Annotated in this window: 14 protein-coding genes; 13 read left to right on the top strand and 1 reads right to left on the bottom strand. The window is 67.8% G+C overall.

Annotated elements, in window-relative coordinates; translation table 11 throughout:
* The first annotated feature begins 6 nt into the window (after nt 1–6).
* The 3 genes from QOC69_RS26455 to coaD all read left to right on the top strand — a co-directional run bounded on the left by QOC69_RS26455 (nt 7) and on the right by coaD (nt 4,554).
* On the top strand, nt 7–3,396 hold the full coding sequence (locus QOC69_RS26455; protein WP_526445251.1) for a pyruvate carboxylase: 3,390 nt from the start codon (nt 7–9) through the stop codon (nt 3,394–3,396).
* Nucleotides 3,393–3,983, top strand: a complete 591-nt coding sequence (gene rsmD / locus QOC69_RS26450; protein WP_526445323.1) for a 16S rRNA (guanine(966)-N(2))-methyltransferase RsmD — start codon at nt 3,393–3,395, stop codon at nt 3,981–3,983. The genes QOC69_RS26455 and rsmD overlap by 4 nt, the downstream gene beginning before the upstream one ends.
* Before the next feature lie 94 nt (nt 3,984–4,077).
* Nucleotides 4,078–4,554, top strand: a complete 477-nt coding sequence (gene coaD, locus QOC69_RS26445) for a pantetheine-phosphate adenylyltransferase (protein WP_526445249.1) — start codon at nt 4,078–4,080, stop codon at nt 4,552–4,554.
* A gap of 27 nt (nt 4,555–4,581) precedes the next feature.
* Here the strand turns inward: coaD and QOC69_RS26440 are convergent, their stop codons facing one another.
* Entirely contained in the window at nt 4,582–4,758 is a 177-nt protein-coding gene (locus QOC69_RS26440; protein ID WP_526445247.1) for a hypothetical protein, read from the bottom strand.
* 853 nt (nt 4,759–5,611) lie between these two features.
* Between QOC69_RS26440 and sepIVA the strand changes: the two genes are divergently transcribed.
* The 10 genes from sepIVA to QOC69_RS26390 all read left to right on the top strand — a co-directional run bounded on the left by sepIVA (nt 5,612) and on the right by QOC69_RS26390 (nt 16,990).
* Nucleotides 5,612–6,349, top strand: a complete 738-nt coding sequence (sepIVA, locus tag QOC69_RS26435) for a cell division protein SepIVA (RefSeq protein ID WP_526445245.1) — start codon at nt 5,612–5,614, stop codon at nt 6,347–6,349.
* 49 nt (nt 6,350–6,398) lie between these two features.
* Nucleotides 6,399–7,028, top strand: a complete 630-nt coding sequence (locus QOC69_RS26430; RefSeq protein WP_526445243.1) for a YceD family protein — start codon at nt 6,399–6,401, stop codon at nt 7,026–7,028.
* Nucleotides 7,025–7,732: a ribonuclease III gene (rnc, locus tag QOC69_RS26425; RefSeq protein ID WP_526445241.1), complete on the top strand. Its 708-nt coding sequence runs from the start codon at nt 7,025–7,027 to the stop codon at nt 7,730–7,732. Before QOC69_RS26430 ends, rnc begins: the two co-directional genes overlap by 4 nt.
* Nucleotides 7,725–8,573: a bifunctional DNA-formamidopyrimidine glycosylase/DNA-(apurinic or apyrimidinic site) lyase gene (gene mutM, locus QOC69_RS26420; RefSeq protein WP_526445239.1), complete on the top strand. Its 849-nt coding sequence runs from the start codon at nt 7,725–7,727 to the stop codon at nt 8,571–8,573. Before rnc ends, mutM begins: the two co-directional genes overlap by 8 nt.
* A 35-nt stretch (nt 8,574–8,608) precedes the next feature.
* Complete coding sequence (locus QOC69_RS26415) at nt 8,609–9,025, top strand: OsmC family protein (RefSeq protein WP_526445237.1); 417 nt, start codon at nt 8,609–8,611, stop codon at nt 9,023–9,025.
* Nucleotides 9,012–9,317: an acylphosphatase gene (locus QOC69_RS26410; protein ID WP_526445235.1), complete on the top strand. Its 306-nt coding sequence runs from the start codon at nt 9,012–9,014 to the stop codon at nt 9,315–9,317. Before QOC69_RS26415 ends, QOC69_RS26410 begins: the two co-directional genes overlap by 14 nt.
* A gap of 27 nt (nt 9,318–9,344) precedes the next feature.
* On the top strand, nt 9,345–12,944 hold the full coding sequence (gene smc / locus QOC69_RS26405) for a chromosome segregation protein SMC (RefSeq protein ID WP_526445233.1): 3,600 nt from the start codon (nt 9,345–9,347) through the stop codon (nt 12,942–12,944).
* 66 nt (nt 12,945–13,010) lie between these two features.
* Nucleotides 13,011–14,324, top strand: coding sequence for a signal recognition particle-docking protein FtsY (ftsY, locus tag QOC69_RS26400; protein WP_526445231.1), 1,314 nt, complete (start codon nt 13,011–13,013; stop codon nt 14,322–14,324).
* Between the two features lie 942 nt (nt 14,325–15,266).
* Nucleotides 15,267–16,646, top strand: coding sequence for an ammonium transporter (locus tag QOC69_RS26395; RefSeq protein WP_526445229.1), 1,380 nt, complete (start codon nt 15,267–15,269; stop codon nt 16,644–16,646).
* 5 nt (nt 16,647–16,651) lie between these two features.
* On the top strand, nt 16,652–16,990 hold the full coding sequence (locus tag QOC69_RS26390; RefSeq protein WP_184442853.1) for a P-II family nitrogen regulator: 339 nt from the start codon (nt 16,652–16,654) through the stop codon (nt 16,988–16,990).
* Nucleotides 16,991–17,246: the final 256 nt, after the last annotated feature.

The following is a 17,246-nucleotide window of genomic DNA, read 5'->3' as shown; positions in this document are numbered from 1 at the left end:
TAGCGCGTGATCTCCAAACTCCTGGTGGCCAATCGCGGTGAGATCGCGATCCGTGCCTTCCGCGCCGCCTACGAGATGGGCATCGCGACGGTTGCGGTCTACCCGTACGAGGATCGCAATTCGCCGCATCGGCTGAAGGCCGACGAGTCCTACCAGATCGGTGAGATGGGCCATCCGGTCCGTGCCTACCTGTCGGTCGAAGAGATCATCCGCGTCGCCAAGCACGCAGGTGCCGACGCCGTGTATCCGGGTTACGGATTCCTTTCGGAGAACCCGGAATTGGCCGCTGCGTGTGCCGATGCGGGCATCACGTTCGTCGGTCCAAGCGCGCACGTGCTCGAGCTGACGGGCAACAAGGCCCGTGCGATCGCCGCGGCGCAGGAGGCGGGCCTGCCGGTGCTGGCGTCGTCGGCGCCGTCGGCGTCGGTGGACGAGCTCGTCGGTGCCGCGGCAGACATGCAGTTCCCGTTGTTCGTCAAGGCGGTGTCCGGCGGCGGCGGGCGGGGCATGCGGCGGGTGGTCGAGCCCGCGGCGCTGGCCGAGGCGATCGAAGCCGCCAGCCGTGAGGCGGAGTCGGCGTTCGGCGATCCGACGGTCTACCTCGAACAGGCCGTGTTGAACCCGCGTCACATCGAGGTGCAGATCCTGGCCGACGGTCAGGGCAACGTCATCCACCTGTTCGAGCGGGACTGCAGCGTGCAGCGCCGCCACCAGAAGGTGATCGAGCTGGCGCCAGCGCCGAATCTGCCCGGCGAGCTGCGCACGAGGATCTGCGCCGACGCCGTGGCATTCGCTCGGCAGATCGGCTACAGCTGCGCGGGCACCGTGGAATTCCTGCTCGACGAGCGCGGCGACCACGTGTTCATCGAGATGAACCCCCGCATCCAGGTCGAGCACACCGTCACCGAGGAGATCACCGACGTCGACCTGGTGGCCAGCCAGCTGCGGATCGCGGCCGGGGAGACGCTCGCCGACCTCGGGTTGAGTCAAGACTCGGTGCAGGTGCGCGGCGCGGCCATGCAGTGCCGCATCACCACCGAGGACCCCGGCAACGGCTTCCGGCCCGACACAGGCCGGATCACCGGCTACCGCTCGCCCGGCGGCGCGGGAATTCGGCTCGATGGCGGCACCCACCTGGGGGCCGAGATCAGCGCGCACTTCGACTCGATGCTGGTGAAGCTGACGTGCCGGGGCCGCGACTTCTCCACGGCGGTGACACGCGCCAAGCGCGGGTTGGCGGAGTTCCGGGTCCGCGGGGTGTCGACCAACATCCCGTTCCTGCAGGCGGTGGTCGACGATCCCGACTTCCGGGCGGGCCGGGTCACCACGTCGTTCATCGAAGAGCGGCCGCATCTACTCACCGCGCACATTCCCGCCGACCGGGGCACCAAGATCCTCAACTACCTCGCCGAGGTCACCGTCAACACGCCCTACGGAGGCAGTCAGCGGGTGTACCCGCAGGACAAGCTGCCCGACGTGGACGACTCCTCGACGCCGCCACCGGGTAGCAGGCAGCGGCTGATCGAGCTTGGGCCCGAGGGCTTCGCGGCGTGGCTGCGGGACTCGCCCGCGGTGGGCATCACCGACACCACGTTCCGGGACGCGCACCAGTCGCTGCTCGCCACCCGCGTGCGCACCACCGGGCTAGTGCTGATCGCGCCGTACATCGCCAGGATGACACCGCAGCTGTTGTCGATCGAATGCTGGGGAGGCGCGACTTACGATGTGGCCCTGCGGTTTCTGAAGGAAGATCCGTGGGAACGGCTGGCAGCGCTGCGGGAAGCGGTGCCCAACATCTGCCTGCAGATGCTGCTGCGGGGCCGCAACACCGTCGGTTACACCCCGTACCCGGAGGTGGTCACCTCGGCGTTCGTCGAGGAGGCCACCGCGACGGGCATCGACGTCTACCGGATCTTCGACGCGCTCAACAACGTCGAGTCGATGCGGCCCGCGATCGACGCCGTGCGTGAAACCGGCTCTGCGGTAGCAGAAGTCGCGATGAGCTACACCGGCGACCTGTCCGACCCCGGCGAGACGCTGTACACCCTGGACTACTACCTCAAGCTCGCCGAGCAGATCGTCGACGCCGGCGCCCACGTGCTGGCGATCAAGGACATGGCCGGGCTGTTGCGCGCGCCCGCGGCCACCACCTTGGTCTCCGCGTTGCGCAGCAGGTTCGACCTGCCGGTGCACGTGCACACCCACGACACGCCCGGTGGGCAGCTGGCCACGTACACGGCTGCGTGGCAGGCGGGTGCCAGCGCCGTCGACGGCGCCGCCGCACCACTGGCCGGGACCACCAGCCAGCCGGCGTTGAGCTCGATCGTCGCCGCGGCGGCGCACACCAGGTACGACACCGGGCTCTCGCTGCGTGCCATCTGCGATCTCGAGCCGTACTGGGAGGCACTGCGAAGGGTCTACGCGCCCTTTGATGTTGGGGCATCCGCCATGCCCGCGCCGACCGGCAGGGTGTACGAACACGAGATTCCCGGCGGCCAGCTGTCCAACCTGCGTCAGCAGGCGATCGCGCTCGGCTTCGGTGACAGGTTCGAACAGATCGAGGAGGCCTACGCCGCGGCCGACCGCGTGCTCGGGCACCTGGTGAAGGTCACGCCGTCGTCGAAGGTCGTCGGTGATCTCGCGCTGGCCCTCGTCGGTGCGGGGGCGACCGCCGACGAATTCGCCTCGGACCCCGCGCGTTACGACATCCCGGACTCCGTGATCGGGTTCCTGCGCGGCGAATTGGGTGATCCGCCGGGTGGCTGGCCCGAACCGCTGCGGACCAAGGCGCTGGCCGGACGTGCACCTGCCAAACCGGCCGAGGCACTCACAGCGAAGGACGAGGCAGCGCTGGCAACGCCAGGCCACGACCGCCAGGCGACCCTCAACCGGCTGCTGTTCCCCGGCCCGACAAAGGAATTCGAGGCCCATCGCGAGATCTACGGTGACACGTCGCGGCTGAGTGCCAACCAGTTCTTCTACGGGTTGCGCCACGGTGACGAACACCGCATCCAGATCGACCGCGGCGTCGAGCTCATCATCGGGCTGGAGGCAATCTCCGACGCCGACGAACGCGGCATGCGCACCGTGATGTGCATCATCAACGGTCAACTCCGGCCGGTCGTGGTGCGCGATCTCAGCGTCGCGTCCGACGTCCCCGCCGCGGAGAAGGCCGACCGGACCAACCCCGACCACGTCGCCGCGCCGTTCGCGGGCGTCGTCACCGTCAACGTCGCCGTGGACGATCAAGTGACCGCGGGCCAGACCATCGCCACCATCGAGGCCATGAAGATGGAGGCGGCCATCACCGCACCCAAGGCGGGCACCGTCGAGCGGGTGGCCGTGTCGGCCACCGCTCAGGTCGAGGGCGGTGACCTGCTGGTGGTTGTCAGCTGACCCGGATCATCGGTGGCCAGTTCGGCGGTCGCCGAATCACGGTGCCGCAGAGCAACTCCGGAGGTCGGGGCGGCCCAGGCACCCGTCCCACCACCGACCGGGTACGGGAGTCGGTGTTCAACGTGCTCGACGCGCGCATCGAGCTGGCCGGGACCACCGTGCTCGACCTCTATGCCGGATCGGGTGCGCTCGGCATCGAAGCGCTGTCGCGGGGCGCGGCGTCGGCGACGTTCGTGGAGTCCGACCGGCGCGCCGCCGCCGTCATCACGCAGAACCTGGCCACGCTGGGCATCACGGGTGCCACGGTGCGCTCGGCGACGGTCGCCGCGGTGCTGGCCGGCGGCACGGACCGGCCCGCCGACCTGATCTTCGCCGATCCGCCGTACGAGGTGCCCGCCGCCGACGTCAAGGCCGTGCTGGCGGCGCTCGTCGACCGCGGCTGGGTGGCGCCAGGCGCGATTGCGGTGATCGAACGCGCCGCCTCCGGCCCGGCGCTGACGTGGCCCGAGGGCTGGACGCCGGGGCGGGACCGCCGCTACGGCGACACCCGGCTCGAGTTCGGCTACTTCGGCGACAGCCGAGATTAGGCGGAAGCGGCGACAGCCGAGATTGGGCGGAAGCGCCACGCTGAGCAGCGGTGAGCGCACCTAAGCCCGGCGAGATCGCGTAGCCTGCTGCACCATGAGCGGCGCCGTATGCCCGGGATCGTTCGATCCGGTGACCCTCGGCCACGTCGACGTCTTCGAACGCGCGGCCGCCCAGTTCGACGAGGTCGTGGTGGCCGTGCTGGTCAATCCCAACAAGGCCGGGATGTTCACCGCCGACGAGCGCATCGCCATGATCGAGGAGGCATGCGCGCACCTGCCGAATCTCCGCGTCGAATCCGGATCGGGGCTGGTGGTCGACTTCGTCAAGTCCCGCGGTCTGACCGCCATCGTCAAGGGCCTGCGCACTGGCCAGGATTTCGAGTACGAGCTGCAGATGGCGCAGATGAACAAGCACGTCGCCGGCGTGGATACCTTCTTCGTCGCGACCAGCCCGTGCTACTCCTTCGTGTCGTCCTCGCTCGCCAAGGAGGTCGCCAGCCTCGGCGGCGACGTCTCCGGACTGCTGCCCGCGCCGGTCAACCGGAGGCTGAACGCCAAACTCGGCCGCTGATTCCGCCGCGTTTGGTCGTCGGGGCCGTCAGCTGAAGCCGAGGTCGATTCGCGCTTGATCGAGCACTTCGGTGTAGACCGTGCCCGCCTCTTCGATGAGCTTGTCGATCTCGGCTGACATCGATGCTTCGTCGCGCAGCAATCCTGCGTCGTCCTTTTCGCCAGGCCCTCCCGGCGTGAGATATCGAAGTGTGAATGGGGTCATGTATTGACCGGAGAACCCGCCTACAAGCGTTGCGAATTGCGGGATGATTTCTGACATTTTCGGGCTTCCCGCCAGCAGCACGCCAAGTGAGCTGGATAGCGCCTTTCCTCCTCGGGTCGCCGCTTCGTTGAGAACCGATTTGAGGGCGTCACGATCTGTGCTGTTGGAAGCGAATAGCCCCCCTTCAGAACACCGACTTGGCCAAGGTAGTCGCTACACGGTATGCCTTCTGTCTGTCTGCGCCGATGGTCTGATTCGTGTTCACGTAGATCGCGCATCCGGCCGACACGGCGCCGGGAACGATGGCCGCACACAATGCGGCAATCAACGCCCATCGGCCGTTGCGAGTCGCGATCCTGACTTCGTGTTCGAGGCCGCCTCGGCCGGGGATTGGTCGACTGCGGTTGAGTCGGGCTCGCGGGCGCCGGCGCCGGCGCTGGTTCGGCGCCTGGCGGCTCGGGTTCGACAACGGCGTCCCTTCGGCCAACTCCAACCTCGTAGAGAATCCGAGCAGGGTAAATGCCTCAAATGACATGAGAAACCGACTACTCACTGATTCTGAACGACATAGGCTACCCGAGCTCGTGGCGGCGATGATTTTCTCTGCCTGCGGCAATTCAATGGCTTTCCAGGCGGCCGACGATTGGGTGATGGACCACGAGGTGCCACCGGGCAATCAGCGGGAGTTCGAGTGGTCGGCACTCGCCAACACGGTCCCCGGGCAGCCTCCGTGCATCCCCGGAGGTCAAACCGGCCGAAAATCGCCACCGCGACACACCGGCGCGGCAAACCGAGTCACAGGCGTAACACCAGGCACACTAGTAACCATCAACTAGTGCTGGAGGATCTTGCCGTGTACCGAGTATTCGAAGCGCTCGACGAGCTCGGCGCGATCGTGGAAGAAGCCCGCGGCGTCCCAATGACAGCAGGCTGCATGGTGCCCCGCGGTGACGTCCTCGAGCTGCTCGACGACATCAAGGACGCCATTCCGGGGGAGCTGGACGACGCCCAGGACGTGCTCGACGCCCGTGACGCGATGTTGCGCGACGCCAAGGAGCACGCCGACTCGATGGTCTCGACGGCAACCGCCGAGGCCGACTCACTGATCAACCATTCCCGCAGTGACGCCGACCGCCTGCTGGCCGACGCGAAGGGTCAGGCCGACCGAATGGTCGCGGAGGCGCGTCAGCACAGCGAGCGCATGGTCGCCGAGGCCCGCGACGAGGCCAACCGCATCGCGGCCGCCGCCAAGCGGGAGTACGAGGCCAGCACCGGGCGCGCGAAGTCCGAGGCCGACCGGCTGATCGAGAACGGCAACCTGTCCTACGAGAAGGCCGTACAGGAGGGCATCAAGGAGCAGCAGCGCCTGGTGTCGCAGACCGAGATCGTTCAGACCGCGACGAACGAGGCAACCCGGCTCGTCGACACCGCCCACGCCGAGGCGGACCGGCTGCGCGGGGAGTGCGACATCTACGTCGACAGCAAGCTCGCCGAGTTCGAGGAGTACCTGAACGGCACCCTGCGCTCGGTCGGCCGCGGTCGCCATCAGCTGCGTACTGCGGCGGGCACGCACGACTACGCCCAACGCTGACCTCACGCCCGGTCCTACGTCCAGGAGCGCCGCCGTAGGATTGCACGTCATGGCAGGGAAGTCGGGGCATCGCAGACGTCGCGATTCGCACTCTCCGTTCGTGATCGACGTCTCCCGGCTCGGCCGTCGGCCGGGTTCGATGGTGGAGCTCACCGAGACCGTGACGGCACCGGCGCGCATCGGCATCGCACTGCTCGGCATCGCGCAAGGCGCACCCATCGAGCTCGACCTGCGGTTGGAGTCGGTGTCGGAGGGCGTGCTGGTCACCGGGACCGTCGCCGCACCCACCACGGGGGAGTGCGCGCGCTGCCTCACCCCGATCACCGGTGACGTGGAGATCGACCTCACCGAGTTGTTCGCCTACCCGGACAGCGCCACCGAGGCCACCACCGAGGAGGACGAGGTCGGTCACGTCGTCGGCGACGCCATCGACTTGGAGCAGCCGATCATCGATGCGATCGGCCTGGTGCTGCCGTTCTCCCCGCTGTGCGAAGAGGACTGTGCCGGCCTGTGCCAGCAGTGCGGCGTGCGGCTGGCCGACGCCGAACCAGGTCATCACCACGACCTGATCGACCCGCGTTGGGCGAAGCTGGCCACTGTGTTTCCCTCCAAGCCGACCGCCGAGCCGACATCCGAACCGAATAGCGAGGAGCCGGAGAAGTCCGGAGGGCCTGCGTGACGGTCGACCGGACGCCGCTGCTGCAGGCGCTTGGCGTGGAGCTGTCCGATGGGCTGCTCACCATGGCGCTGACGCACCGCAGCTTCGCCTACGAGAATGGCGGCCTGCCCACCAACGAGCGGCTCGAGTTCCTCGGCGACGCCGTGCTCGGGCTGGTCATCACCGCGGAGATCTTCACCAAGTACCCGGACCGCACCGAGGGCGAACTGGCCAAGCTCAAGTCCGCCGTCGTCAACACCCAGGCGCTCGCGCAGATCGCCAGGGAGCTCACCGACGACGGCCTTGGTTCGTATCTACTGTTGGGCCGCGGCGAGCTGGCCAGTGGCGGATCGCAGAAGGCCAACCTTCTGGCCGACGGCCTGGAGTCGTTGCTCGGCGCGACGTACACCGAACACGGACACGGGGTGGCCCGTGACGTCATCCTCCGGCTGTTCGGCGAATTGCTGGAGACCGCAGCCAATCTCGGCGCCGGCCTGGACTGGAAGACCAGCCTGCAGGAGCTCGCGGCGGCGCGTCGGATAGGCGTGCCGTCGTACATCCTGACCTCGACCGGCCCCGAGCACGACAAGTACTTCACCGCCAGGGCCGTAGTGAACGGCGCCAACTACGGAGAAGGTGGCGGCCGGACCAAGAAGGAGGCCGAACAGCAGGCGGCCGCCGCGGCGTACGCCGCGCTGGAAGCGACGCCGGCCCCGGATGCCTGAACTGCCCGAGGTCGAGGTCGTCCGGCGCGGACTGGAAGCGCACGTCACGGGCCACAGCATCACCGCGGTGCGGGTGAACCATCCCCGCGCGGTCCGCAGACACGAGGCCGGCCCCGCCGATCTCACCGCACGACTGCTGGGGTCGACGATCACCGGCACCGGTCGGCGCGGGAAGTTCCTCTGGCTGACCCTCGATGGCGGCGACGCCCTGGTGGTCCATCTCGGCATGAGTGGGCAGATGCTGCTTGGGGAGGTCGCGAAGACCGAGCACCTGCGCATCGCGACGTTGCTCGACGACGGCACCGCGCTGAGCTTCGTCGACCAACGTACGTTCGGCGGCTGGATGCTGGCCGATCTGGTCACAGTCGACGGGGCCGAGGTGCCCGAGCCGGTCGCCCACATCGCCCGTGACCCCCTTGACCCGTTGTTCGACCGCGACGCGGTGGTGAAGGTGTTGCGGCGCAAGCACTCCGAGATCAAGCGCCAACTGCTCGACCAGACCGTGGTGTCGGGTATCGGCAACATCTACGCCGACGAGGCGCTGTGGCGGGCCAAGGTCAACGGCGCACGGCTGGCCGATACGTTGTCGCGGCCCACGCTGGGCGCACTCCTGGACAATGCGGGCGACGTCATGCGCGACGCGCTGGGGCAGGGCGGCACGTCGTTCGACTCGCTGTACGTCAACGTCAACGGCGAGTCCGGCTACTTCGACCGCTCGCTGGACGCCTACGGCCGCGAGGGTGAGCCGTGCGGGCGCTGCGGTGCGGTGATGCGACGGGAGAAGTTCATGAACCGCTCCTCGTACTACTGCCCGAAATGCCAGCCGCGGCCACGACGTTGATGTCAACGCACCGGCTCGCGACAGAAAGGTGAGTCATGACGGATCTCTGGGTCGAACGCACGGGTGTGCGCCGCTACACCGGTCGCAGCTCGCGGGGCGCGGAGGTGCTCGTCGGGTCGGAGGACGTCGAGGGCGTCTTCACCCCCGGTGAGCTGCTCAAGATCGCGCTGGCCGCCTGCAGCGGGATGAGCAGCGATCATCCGCTGCGCAGCCGGCTCGGCGACGACTACCAGACGACCATCAAGGTGTCCGGCCCCGCCGACCGCGACCAGGAGCGCTATCCCCTGATCGAGGAGAACCTCGTCGTCGACCTGTCGGGGCTGACCGACGACGAGGTGAAGAAGCTGAAGACCGTGGTCGAACGGTCCATCGACAAGGTGTGCACCGTGGGACGGACGCTGAAGTCGGGCACCGAGGTCACGTTCGAAGTGACCGACAGTGCCCAATCTTGAGAGGCCTAGTCCTGAGCCTCCCGAGGTCCGGCTGACCGCCTGGGTGCACGGCTACGTCCAGGGTGTCGGTTTCCGGTGGTGGACCAGGTCCCGGGCGCTCGAACTGGGGCTGACGGGGTTCGCCGCCAACAAACCGGATGGGCGTGTCCACGTCGTCGCGCAGGGTCCGCGATCGGCCTGCGAGCAACTGCTTGACCTGCTACGGAGCGGTGAAACGCCAGGCATGGTGGACACCGTGGTAGCGGACTGGGCCGACACCGGTGAGCCGTTCGTCGGCTTCGGCGAGAGATAGCCCGACGCGGCGGTAGTGTGGCACGTCGTGCACCTTAAGAGTCTGACGCTGAAGGGCTTCAAGTCCTTCGCCTCGCCGACGACTCTGCGCTTCGAACCGGGCATCACGTGCGTCGTCGGACCCAACGGATCGGGCAAGTCCAATGTGGTCGACGCGTTGACGTGGGTGATGGGCGAGCAGGGCGCCAAGACGTTGCGCGGCGGCAAGATGGAGGACGTCATCTTCGCCGGCACGTCGTCCCGCGCGCCGCTGGGCCGCGCCGAGGTGACCGTCACGATCGACAACTCCGACAACGCCCTGCCGATCGAGTACTCCGAGGTGTCGATCACGCGGCGGATGTTCCGCGACGGCGCCAGCGAGTACGAAATCAACGGCAGCAGTTGCCGATTGATGGACGTGCAGGAGCTGCTGAGCGATTCCGGCATCGGCCGTGAGATGCACGTCATCGTGGGCCAGGGCAAGTTGTCCGAGATCCTCGAATCCCGCCCCGAGGACCGCCGGGCGTTCATCGAGGAAGCCGCAGGCGTGCTCAAGCACCGCAAGCGCAAGGAGAAGGCGGTCCGCAAGCTCGACTCGATGTCGGCCAACCTCGCGCGCCTCACCGACCTCACCACCGAGCTGCGCCGCCAGCTGAAGCCGCTGGGCAGGCAGGCCGAGATGGCCCGGCGCGCCCAGACCATCCAGGCCGATCTGCGCGACGCCCGGCTGCGACTGGCCGCCGATGACCTGGTCAATCGCCAGGCCGAGTTCGACGACACCAACCAGGCCGAGACGACGCTGCGCCGCGAGCACGACGAACTCGCCACCCGTCTGGACGAGGCGACCTTCGAACTGACAGGTCACGAGACGGCGGTGTCGGGGCTCACCGGGCGGGCCGAGTCGGCGCAGCAGACGTGGTTCCGGCTGTCGGCGCTGGCCGAACGGGTCAGCGCGACGGTGCGCATCGCCAGCGAGCGTGCCCAACACCTCGAGATCGGCATCGAGGCGTCCTCTGGCCCCGACCCGGACGCGCTGGATGCGGAGGCCGACGAGGTCGCGGCGCGCGAGCAGGAACTGCTGGCCGAACTCAACCAGTCCAGGGAACGGCTGGAGGCCGCACGCGCCGAGTTGACCGAGCGCGAAAACGTTGCGGCAGAAGCGGAACGCTCGCGCATGGCCGCGGCCCGCGCCGAGGCGGACCGCCGAGAGGGACTGGCCCGACTCGCAGGCCAGGTCGACACCATGCGCACCCGCGTCGAGTCGATCGACGAAGGCGTCGCGCGGCTGTCGGTGGCCATCGAGGACGCCGCGAACCGCGCGCAGGTGACGAAGGCCGAATTCGAGACCGTGCAGGCGCGCGTCGGCGAGCTCGACGCAGGCGAGGTCGGCCTCGACGATCACCACGACCGCACCGTCACCGCCCTGCGGCTGGCCGACGAACGGGTGGCCGAACTGCAGGCGGCCGAGCGCGGCGCCGAACGACAGGTGGCGTCGCTTCGGGCGCGCATCGACGCGTTGTCGGTCGGCCTTGACCGCAAGGACGGCGCTGCCTGGCTGCAGAAGAACCACACTGGCGCAGGACTTTTCGGCTCCGTTGCCAAGATGGTCCGGGTCCGCCCCGGTTACGAGATCGCGGTGGCCGCGGTGCTGGGCACGGCCGCCGACGCACTCGCCGCCGATGACTTCGGCGCCGCCCGCTTGGCGGTCGCCGCACTCAAGGAACGCGACGGCGGACGCGCGGCGATCGTGCTCGGCGACTGGCCCGACGACGCCGCCCCGCATGGTGACACGGGGGGTCCGCTGCCGGACGGTGCGCAGTGGGCCCTCGAACTCGTCGACGCCCCGCCGCGGCTGCGTGGCGCGTTCACCGCACTGCTGGCCAGGGTGGCGGTCGTCGATCACCTGGGCGCGGCGCTCGACCTGGTGGCGGCGCGGCCGCAACTTCGCGCCGTGACGACGGACGGCGACATCGTCGGTGCGGGATGGGTTAACGGCGGATCCGACCGCAAGCCGAGCACCCTGGAGATCGCGTCGGAGATCGAGAAGGCCCGCGTCGAACTCGAGTCCTCCGAACGGCAGACCCGCGAGCTGTTGGCGGCGTTGTCGGGCGCGCTTGCCGAGCAGTCGTCGCGGCAGGACGCCGCCGAGCAGGCGCTGGCCGCGCTCAATGAATCCGACGCAGCGATCTCGTCGATCTACGAGCAGCTGGGCAGGCTCGGGCAGGACGCCCGGGTCTGCGACGACGAATGGCAGCGACTGATCCAGCAGCGCGACGAGCTCGAGACGGGCCGGGTGCGCACCGTCGAGGAGCTGACCGAGCTGGAGACCCGCCTGCACAATGCGCAGCAGGCACCCACGATGGAGGCCGAGCCGGTCGATCGCCTTGAGTCGACGACCGCCGCGGAGGCCGCTCGCGCCGCCGAGGTGGAGGCCAGGCTCTCCGTGCGCACCGCGGAAGAACGTGCGAATGCCGTTCGCGGCCGGGCGGATTCGCTGCGCCGGGCTGCCACGGCCGAGCGGGAGTCCAGGATGCGCGCGCAACGGGCGCGCGACGCCCGCCAGCACGCCGCGACGGTGGCGGTGGCGGTGGCCGAATCGGGACGCCTGGTGGCAGCGAGGCTCGCCGCCACCGTCGCGGTGGCCGAGCGCAACCGCGACCAGCTGGCCGTCGAACGTTCCCACCGGGCCGAGTCGCTCACCAAGGCGCGTGCCGAGGTCAACGAGCTCGGGACGAGGATCGCCGCACTCACCGACGCACTGCATCGCGACGAAGTCGCCAAAGCCCAAGCGGCGCTTCGCATCGAGCAGCTCGAGCAGCAGGCCCTCGAACAATTCGGCATGGCCGTCGCCGACCTCATCGCCGAGTACGGGCCCGACGTGTCGTTGCCGCCGACCGAGTTGGAGATGACCGAGTACGAACAGGCCAAGGAGCGTGGCGAGCAGGTCACCGCGCCCGCCCCGCTGCCGTTCGACCGGCCCACCCAGGAACGGCGCGCCAAGAAGGCAGAACGCGAACTCGCCGAATTGGGCCGGGTCAACCCGCTGGCCCTCGAGGAGTTCGCCGCGTTGGAGGAGCGCTACAACTTCCTGTCCACCCAACTCGAGGACGTGAAGGCCGCGCGCAAGGACCTGCTCGAGGTGATCGCCGACGTCGACGACCGCATCCTACAGGTGTTCGCCGAGGCGTACGCCGACGTGGAGCGCGAGTTCACCCAGGTGTTCTCGACGCTGTTCCCCGGCGGCGAGGGCCGGTTGCTGCTCACCAACCCCGACGACATGCTCACCACCGGCATCGAGGTGGAGGCCCGCCCGCCTGGCAAGAAGATCAAGCGGCTCTCGCTGCTGTCCGGTGGCGAGAAGTCGCTGACCGCCGTGGCGATGCTGGTGGCGATCTTCCGGGCCCGCCCATCGCCGTTCTACGTCATGGACGAGGTCGAGGCGGCACTCGACGACGTCAACCTGCGACGCCTGATCAGCCTGTTCGAGCAGCTGCGCGAAGTTTCCCAGCTGATCGTGATCACGCACCAGAAGCCGACGATGGAGATCGCCGACGCGCTGTACGGCGTGACCATGCGCGACGACGGCATCACCACGGTGATCTCGCAAAGGATGCGGGGTCAAGAACTGGTCACGGCGGGTAAGTCCTAGCTGGTAGGCACGACGCGACCTGAGCCGCTGGTAATCACCGCCCTCCCACCCTGAGACAATGTCGCGGTGTCACAAGGTTTGTGGATCGCACTGGCGGTCGTCGCTGTCCTCGTCGTAGCCGCGCTGGTCCTCGGGCTGGTGCGCTACCGGCGGCGGCAAGTCAGCCTGTCGAGGCCGGACGAGGCCACCCCGGTGGACCGGTCCGGTGGGTACGCGGCGTCGTCGGGCATCACGTTCAGCCAATCGACGGAGACGCGGGAACCCGTCGTACCGCCCGTGCAGGGACGGGAGCCGCCTGCCCCACCCGTGGAGCGCATTGACACCAGCGGTCTACCCGCGGTCGGGGACGACGCCACCATCCCGCGCGACGCACCCAAGCGGACGATCTCCGACGTTCGGCTTCCCGAGCCGCCCGTTGCAGCCCCACCGGAGATCGCGGTACCCGACGTCGAGTCCATCGCGCCTGCCGACGGAAGGCTGGAGCGCCTGCGCGGCAGGCTGGCCAAGTCGCAGAACACCCTCGGGCGCAGCATGCTCGGCCTGCTCGGCGGCGGAGACCTCGACGAGGAGTCGTGGCAGTCGGTCGAGGACACGCTGTTGATCGCCGATCTCGGCCCGGTCGTCACCGAATCGGTGGTCGCCGCGCTGCGGTCGGAGATGGCGAGCAACAACGTGCGCACCGAGGCGGACGCCCGCGCAGTGCTGCGTGCGGTGCTGATCTCCGCGTTGCAGCCCGGCCTGGATCGCTCGATCAAGGCGCTGCCGCACGAGAACAAGCCGTCGGTACTGCTGGTGGTCGGGGTCAACGGAACCGGCAAGACCACCACCGTCGGCAAGCTTGCCCGTGTGCTCGTCGCCGACGGTCGCCGCGTGGTGCTCGGTGCGGCCGACACCTTCCGGGCCGCCGCGGCCGACCAGTTGCAGAGCTGGGCGGCCCGGGTGGGCGCCGAGGTGGTGCGCGGTGCCGAGGGGGCCGACCCGGCGTCGGTGGCGTTCGACGCCGTCGACAGGGGCATCGAATGCGGGGCCGATGTGGTCGTCATCGACACCGCGGGCCGACTGCACACCAAGACCGGCCTGATGGACGAACTCGGCAAGGTCAAACGCGTGGTCAGCAAGCGCGCGGAGGTCGACGAGGTGCTGCTGGTGCTGGACGCCACCATCGGTCAGAACGGGCTGCCCCAGGCCAGGGTGTTTGCCGACGTCGTCGACATCACCGGCGTGGTGCTCACCAAGCTGGACGGAACTGCCAAGGGCGGGATCGTTTTTCGGGTTCAGCAGGAGCTCGGCGTGCCCGTCAAGCTGGTCGGGCTCGGCGAGGGTCCTGACGACCTGGCGCCGTTCGAGCCCGCCGCGTTCGTCGACGCACTTCTGGGTTAAAGCGTGTCGAACAGCTCGGGTGAGTGTTCGGCACCGCCCTTCTCGGGCGTCGTCGGTTCAGGCCGCTGGCGCGGTGTGAACGTCAGTTCCCGCGTCTTTCGGGCTGGTTTCACCAGCACACGTGGGGTGCTGATCAGCGCCGTCCCGTCGGCCGGCGTTGGTGGCCCGGCCCCGTTGCTTGGGGGTCCGGGGATCTGGTGAGGTTTCGTGATGTGTCTTGCCCCATCGGGCCAGATTCATCGCAGCGTTGCAGTCGCGATCCATGCAATGTCCACAGGGGCAGGTGAACACGCGGTCAGCCAGCGTGAGGTCGGTGGGGTCGAGACAGAACCGGAATGTGGTGTGTCGAGACATTGCCCGTGAGCATCGCATAGCACACCGACACAACCCTGACCAGCAGCGATGTGTCCGACCACGTGAAGTGCATTGACCCCTCGTGTAACCCGAACCCACCACGCCCGCGACGCTGGCACTACGACTCCGACCTGTCCGACACCGCCTAGGCCAGGATCACCCGATTCATCGCGCCGAAACATCCGCGCGCCCGGCAGCCCAGCCCACTCGAACGCTGCCGCGAACACCTCGACGCCACGCCGCGAGGTAGTCGAACGCACCAACGGCTGGATCAAACTACTGCCGCCGCATCGATCGCCACCACGAAATCACCCTCCAAGAAGGGCTCCTCATGCTCAGTCAAATCGCCCCACTGCTAAGACGACTCGACCACAGCCAGTGTTCGCCACGCCCTAGCGGGCGAATCTCCCCCGATCGTCAAGGTCCGCGTATTGCGTGACGAGGGGATTAACGCCGACGAAACGTAATCCACAGATCCGTTCACGCGAGCGAAACACGGGCGCGTCATCCGCGAAACAACCACTGCGCATTGTCTCTGCCTAGGTCAACGGTGCCTAACCGTGGCATGGGCGAAGGAGGAAACTGCGAGTGGATGGCTTCCCGATAATGGGTATCCCCGACACCGGGGATACGGCATGGATGCTGGCGAGTTCCGCCCTGGTGTTGCTGATGACACCGGGACTCGCGTTCTTCTACGGCGGCATGGTTCGCGCCAAGAGCGTTCTGAACATGCTGATGATGAGCATCAGCGCCATGGGCGTGGTGACGGTGCTTTGGGTGCTGTACGGCTACTCGCTGTCCTTCGGCAACGACAAATACGACCTCTTCGGTGACCCGACGCAGTACTGGGGACTAAAGGGTCTTATCGGCGGTAACGCGGCCGCCGCGGTTGCCGCGGATCCCAGCACCGGGACTGCCGCGGTCGATGCGGTGAACATCCCACTGGCAGGCACCATCCCGCAGCTGGTGTTCGTGATGTTCCAGTTGATGTTCGCGATCATCACCGTCGCCCTGGTCTCGGGTGCGGTCGCCGACCGGCTGAAGTTCGGCTCCTGGCTGGTCTTCGCGGGCCTGTGGGCGACGTTCGTCTACTTCCCGGTGGCGCACTGGGTGTTCGCCTTCGACGGCTTCACCGGCGAGACCGGTGGGTGGATTGCGAACAAGCTCAAGGCAATCGACTTCGCCGGTGGTACCGCGGTCCACATCAACTCGGGTGCCGCCGGCCTGGCATTGGCCATCGTTCTTGGTAAGCGCAAGGGTTGGCCGGGAACTCCGATGCGACCGCACAACCTGCCGTTCGTCATGCTGGGTGCCGGTCTGCTGTGGTTCGGCTGGTACGGGTTCAACGCCGGTTCGGCTCTTAGCTCGGGTGGCATCGCGGCGTCGACGTTCGTGACCACCACCGTCGCTACCGGTACCGCCATGCTGGCCTGGCTGCTCGTCGAGAAGATCCGCGACGGGCACGCCACCTCGTTGGGTGCGGCGTCGGGCATCGTGGCCGGCCTGGTCGCGATCACGCCGTCCTGTTCGTCGGTCAACGTCCTCGGCGCGCTGGCGGTCGGGTTCATCGGCGGCGCGTTGTGTGCGCTGGCTGTGGGGCTGAAGTTCAAGTTCGGCTTCGATGATGCCCTCGACGTGGTCGGGGTGCACATGATCGGTGGTCTCACCGGCACCTTGCTGATCGGTTTCCTCGCGGCACCCGAGGCGCCCGCTGCCGTGAAGGGGTTGTTCTACGGCGGTGGATTCGATCAATTGTGGCGCCAGGCAGTCGGTGCGTTCGCGGTTCTCGCGTACTCGTTCATCGTTACGACTATCTTGGCGTTGATCCTGAAGTACACCATTGGCCTTCGCCTCGGTGAAGAAGATGAGGTCAACGGCATCGATGAGGCCGAGCACGCTGAAACCGCCTACGACTTCAGCACAGTCGGCAGCACCTCGGTTCTCGCCCCGCACAGCTCGGAGGAATGAGGGAAATGAAGCTGATTACTGCGATCGTCAAACCGTTCACGCTTGAAGACGTCAAGACTGGCCTCGAACAGTCGGGCATCCTCGGAATGACCGTCAGCGAGGTGCAGGGCTACGGACGCCAGAAGGGCCACACCGAGGTCTACCGAGGTGCGGAGTACTCCGTCGACTTCGTGCCGAAGGTGCGGGTCGAGGTTCTGGTTGACGACTCCGCCGTCGACAAGGTGGTGGACGTCATCGTCCAGGCGGCGCGCACCGGCAAGATCGGTGACGGCAAGGTGTGGGTCAGTCCAGTCGACACCGTCGTGCGGGTACGCACCGGTGAACGGGGGACTGACGCCATCTGATGCGCCCGTGATCTGATCCATTGAGCCCGTCTCCCGGACGTGCACCGAGTGAGAATCAATCGCTACGCCCGGGGAAGGACCGAGATGACAAAGCAGACACCAGATCCCGCCGCCGGGGCCTCTCGATGGGAGGCGCCGGCGGCGGGTTCGTCGCGTCCGGCCACTGACCTTGCCAAGGCGGCCCAACAACTGCTCAACGGCGGATCCAAGCAGCTCGACTCCGCCGCGCTGCGTGATGCCCTGCTCGATCTGAACG

The organism is Mycobacterium sp. (genome assembly GCF_032162105.1).
GTDB lineage: Bacteria > Actinomycetota > Actinomycetes > Mycobacteriales > Mycobacteriaceae > Mycobacterium.
The sequence above is the reverse complement of the archived record's forward strand: the minus strand, read 5'-3'. Positions and strand labels throughout refer to the sequence as shown.

Coding starts and splice junctions, on each gene's coding strand:
- coaD (WP_526445249.1), top strand. CDS start 4,078: ATGAGCGGCGCCGTATGCCCGGGATCGTTCGATCCGGTGACCCTCGGC.
- QOC69_RS26440 (WP_526445247.1), bottom strand. CDS start 4,758: ATGACCCCATTCACACTTCGATATCTCACGCCGGGAGGGCCTGGCGAA.
- QOC69_RS26430 (WP_526445243.1), top strand. CDS start 6,399: ATGGCAGGGAAGTCGGGGCATCGCAGACGTCGCGATTCGCACTCTCCG.
- mutM (WP_526445239.1), top strand. CDS start 7,725: ATGCCTGAACTGCCCGAGGTCGAGGTCGTCCGGCGCGGACTGGAAGCG.
- QOC69_RS26415 (WP_526445237.1), top strand. CDS start 8,609: ATGACGGATCTCTGGGTCGAACGCACGGGTGTGCGCCGCTACACCGGT.
- QOC69_RS26390 (WP_184442853.1), top strand. CDS start 16,652: ATGAAGCTGATTACTGCGATCGTCAAACCGTTCACGCTTGAAGACGTC.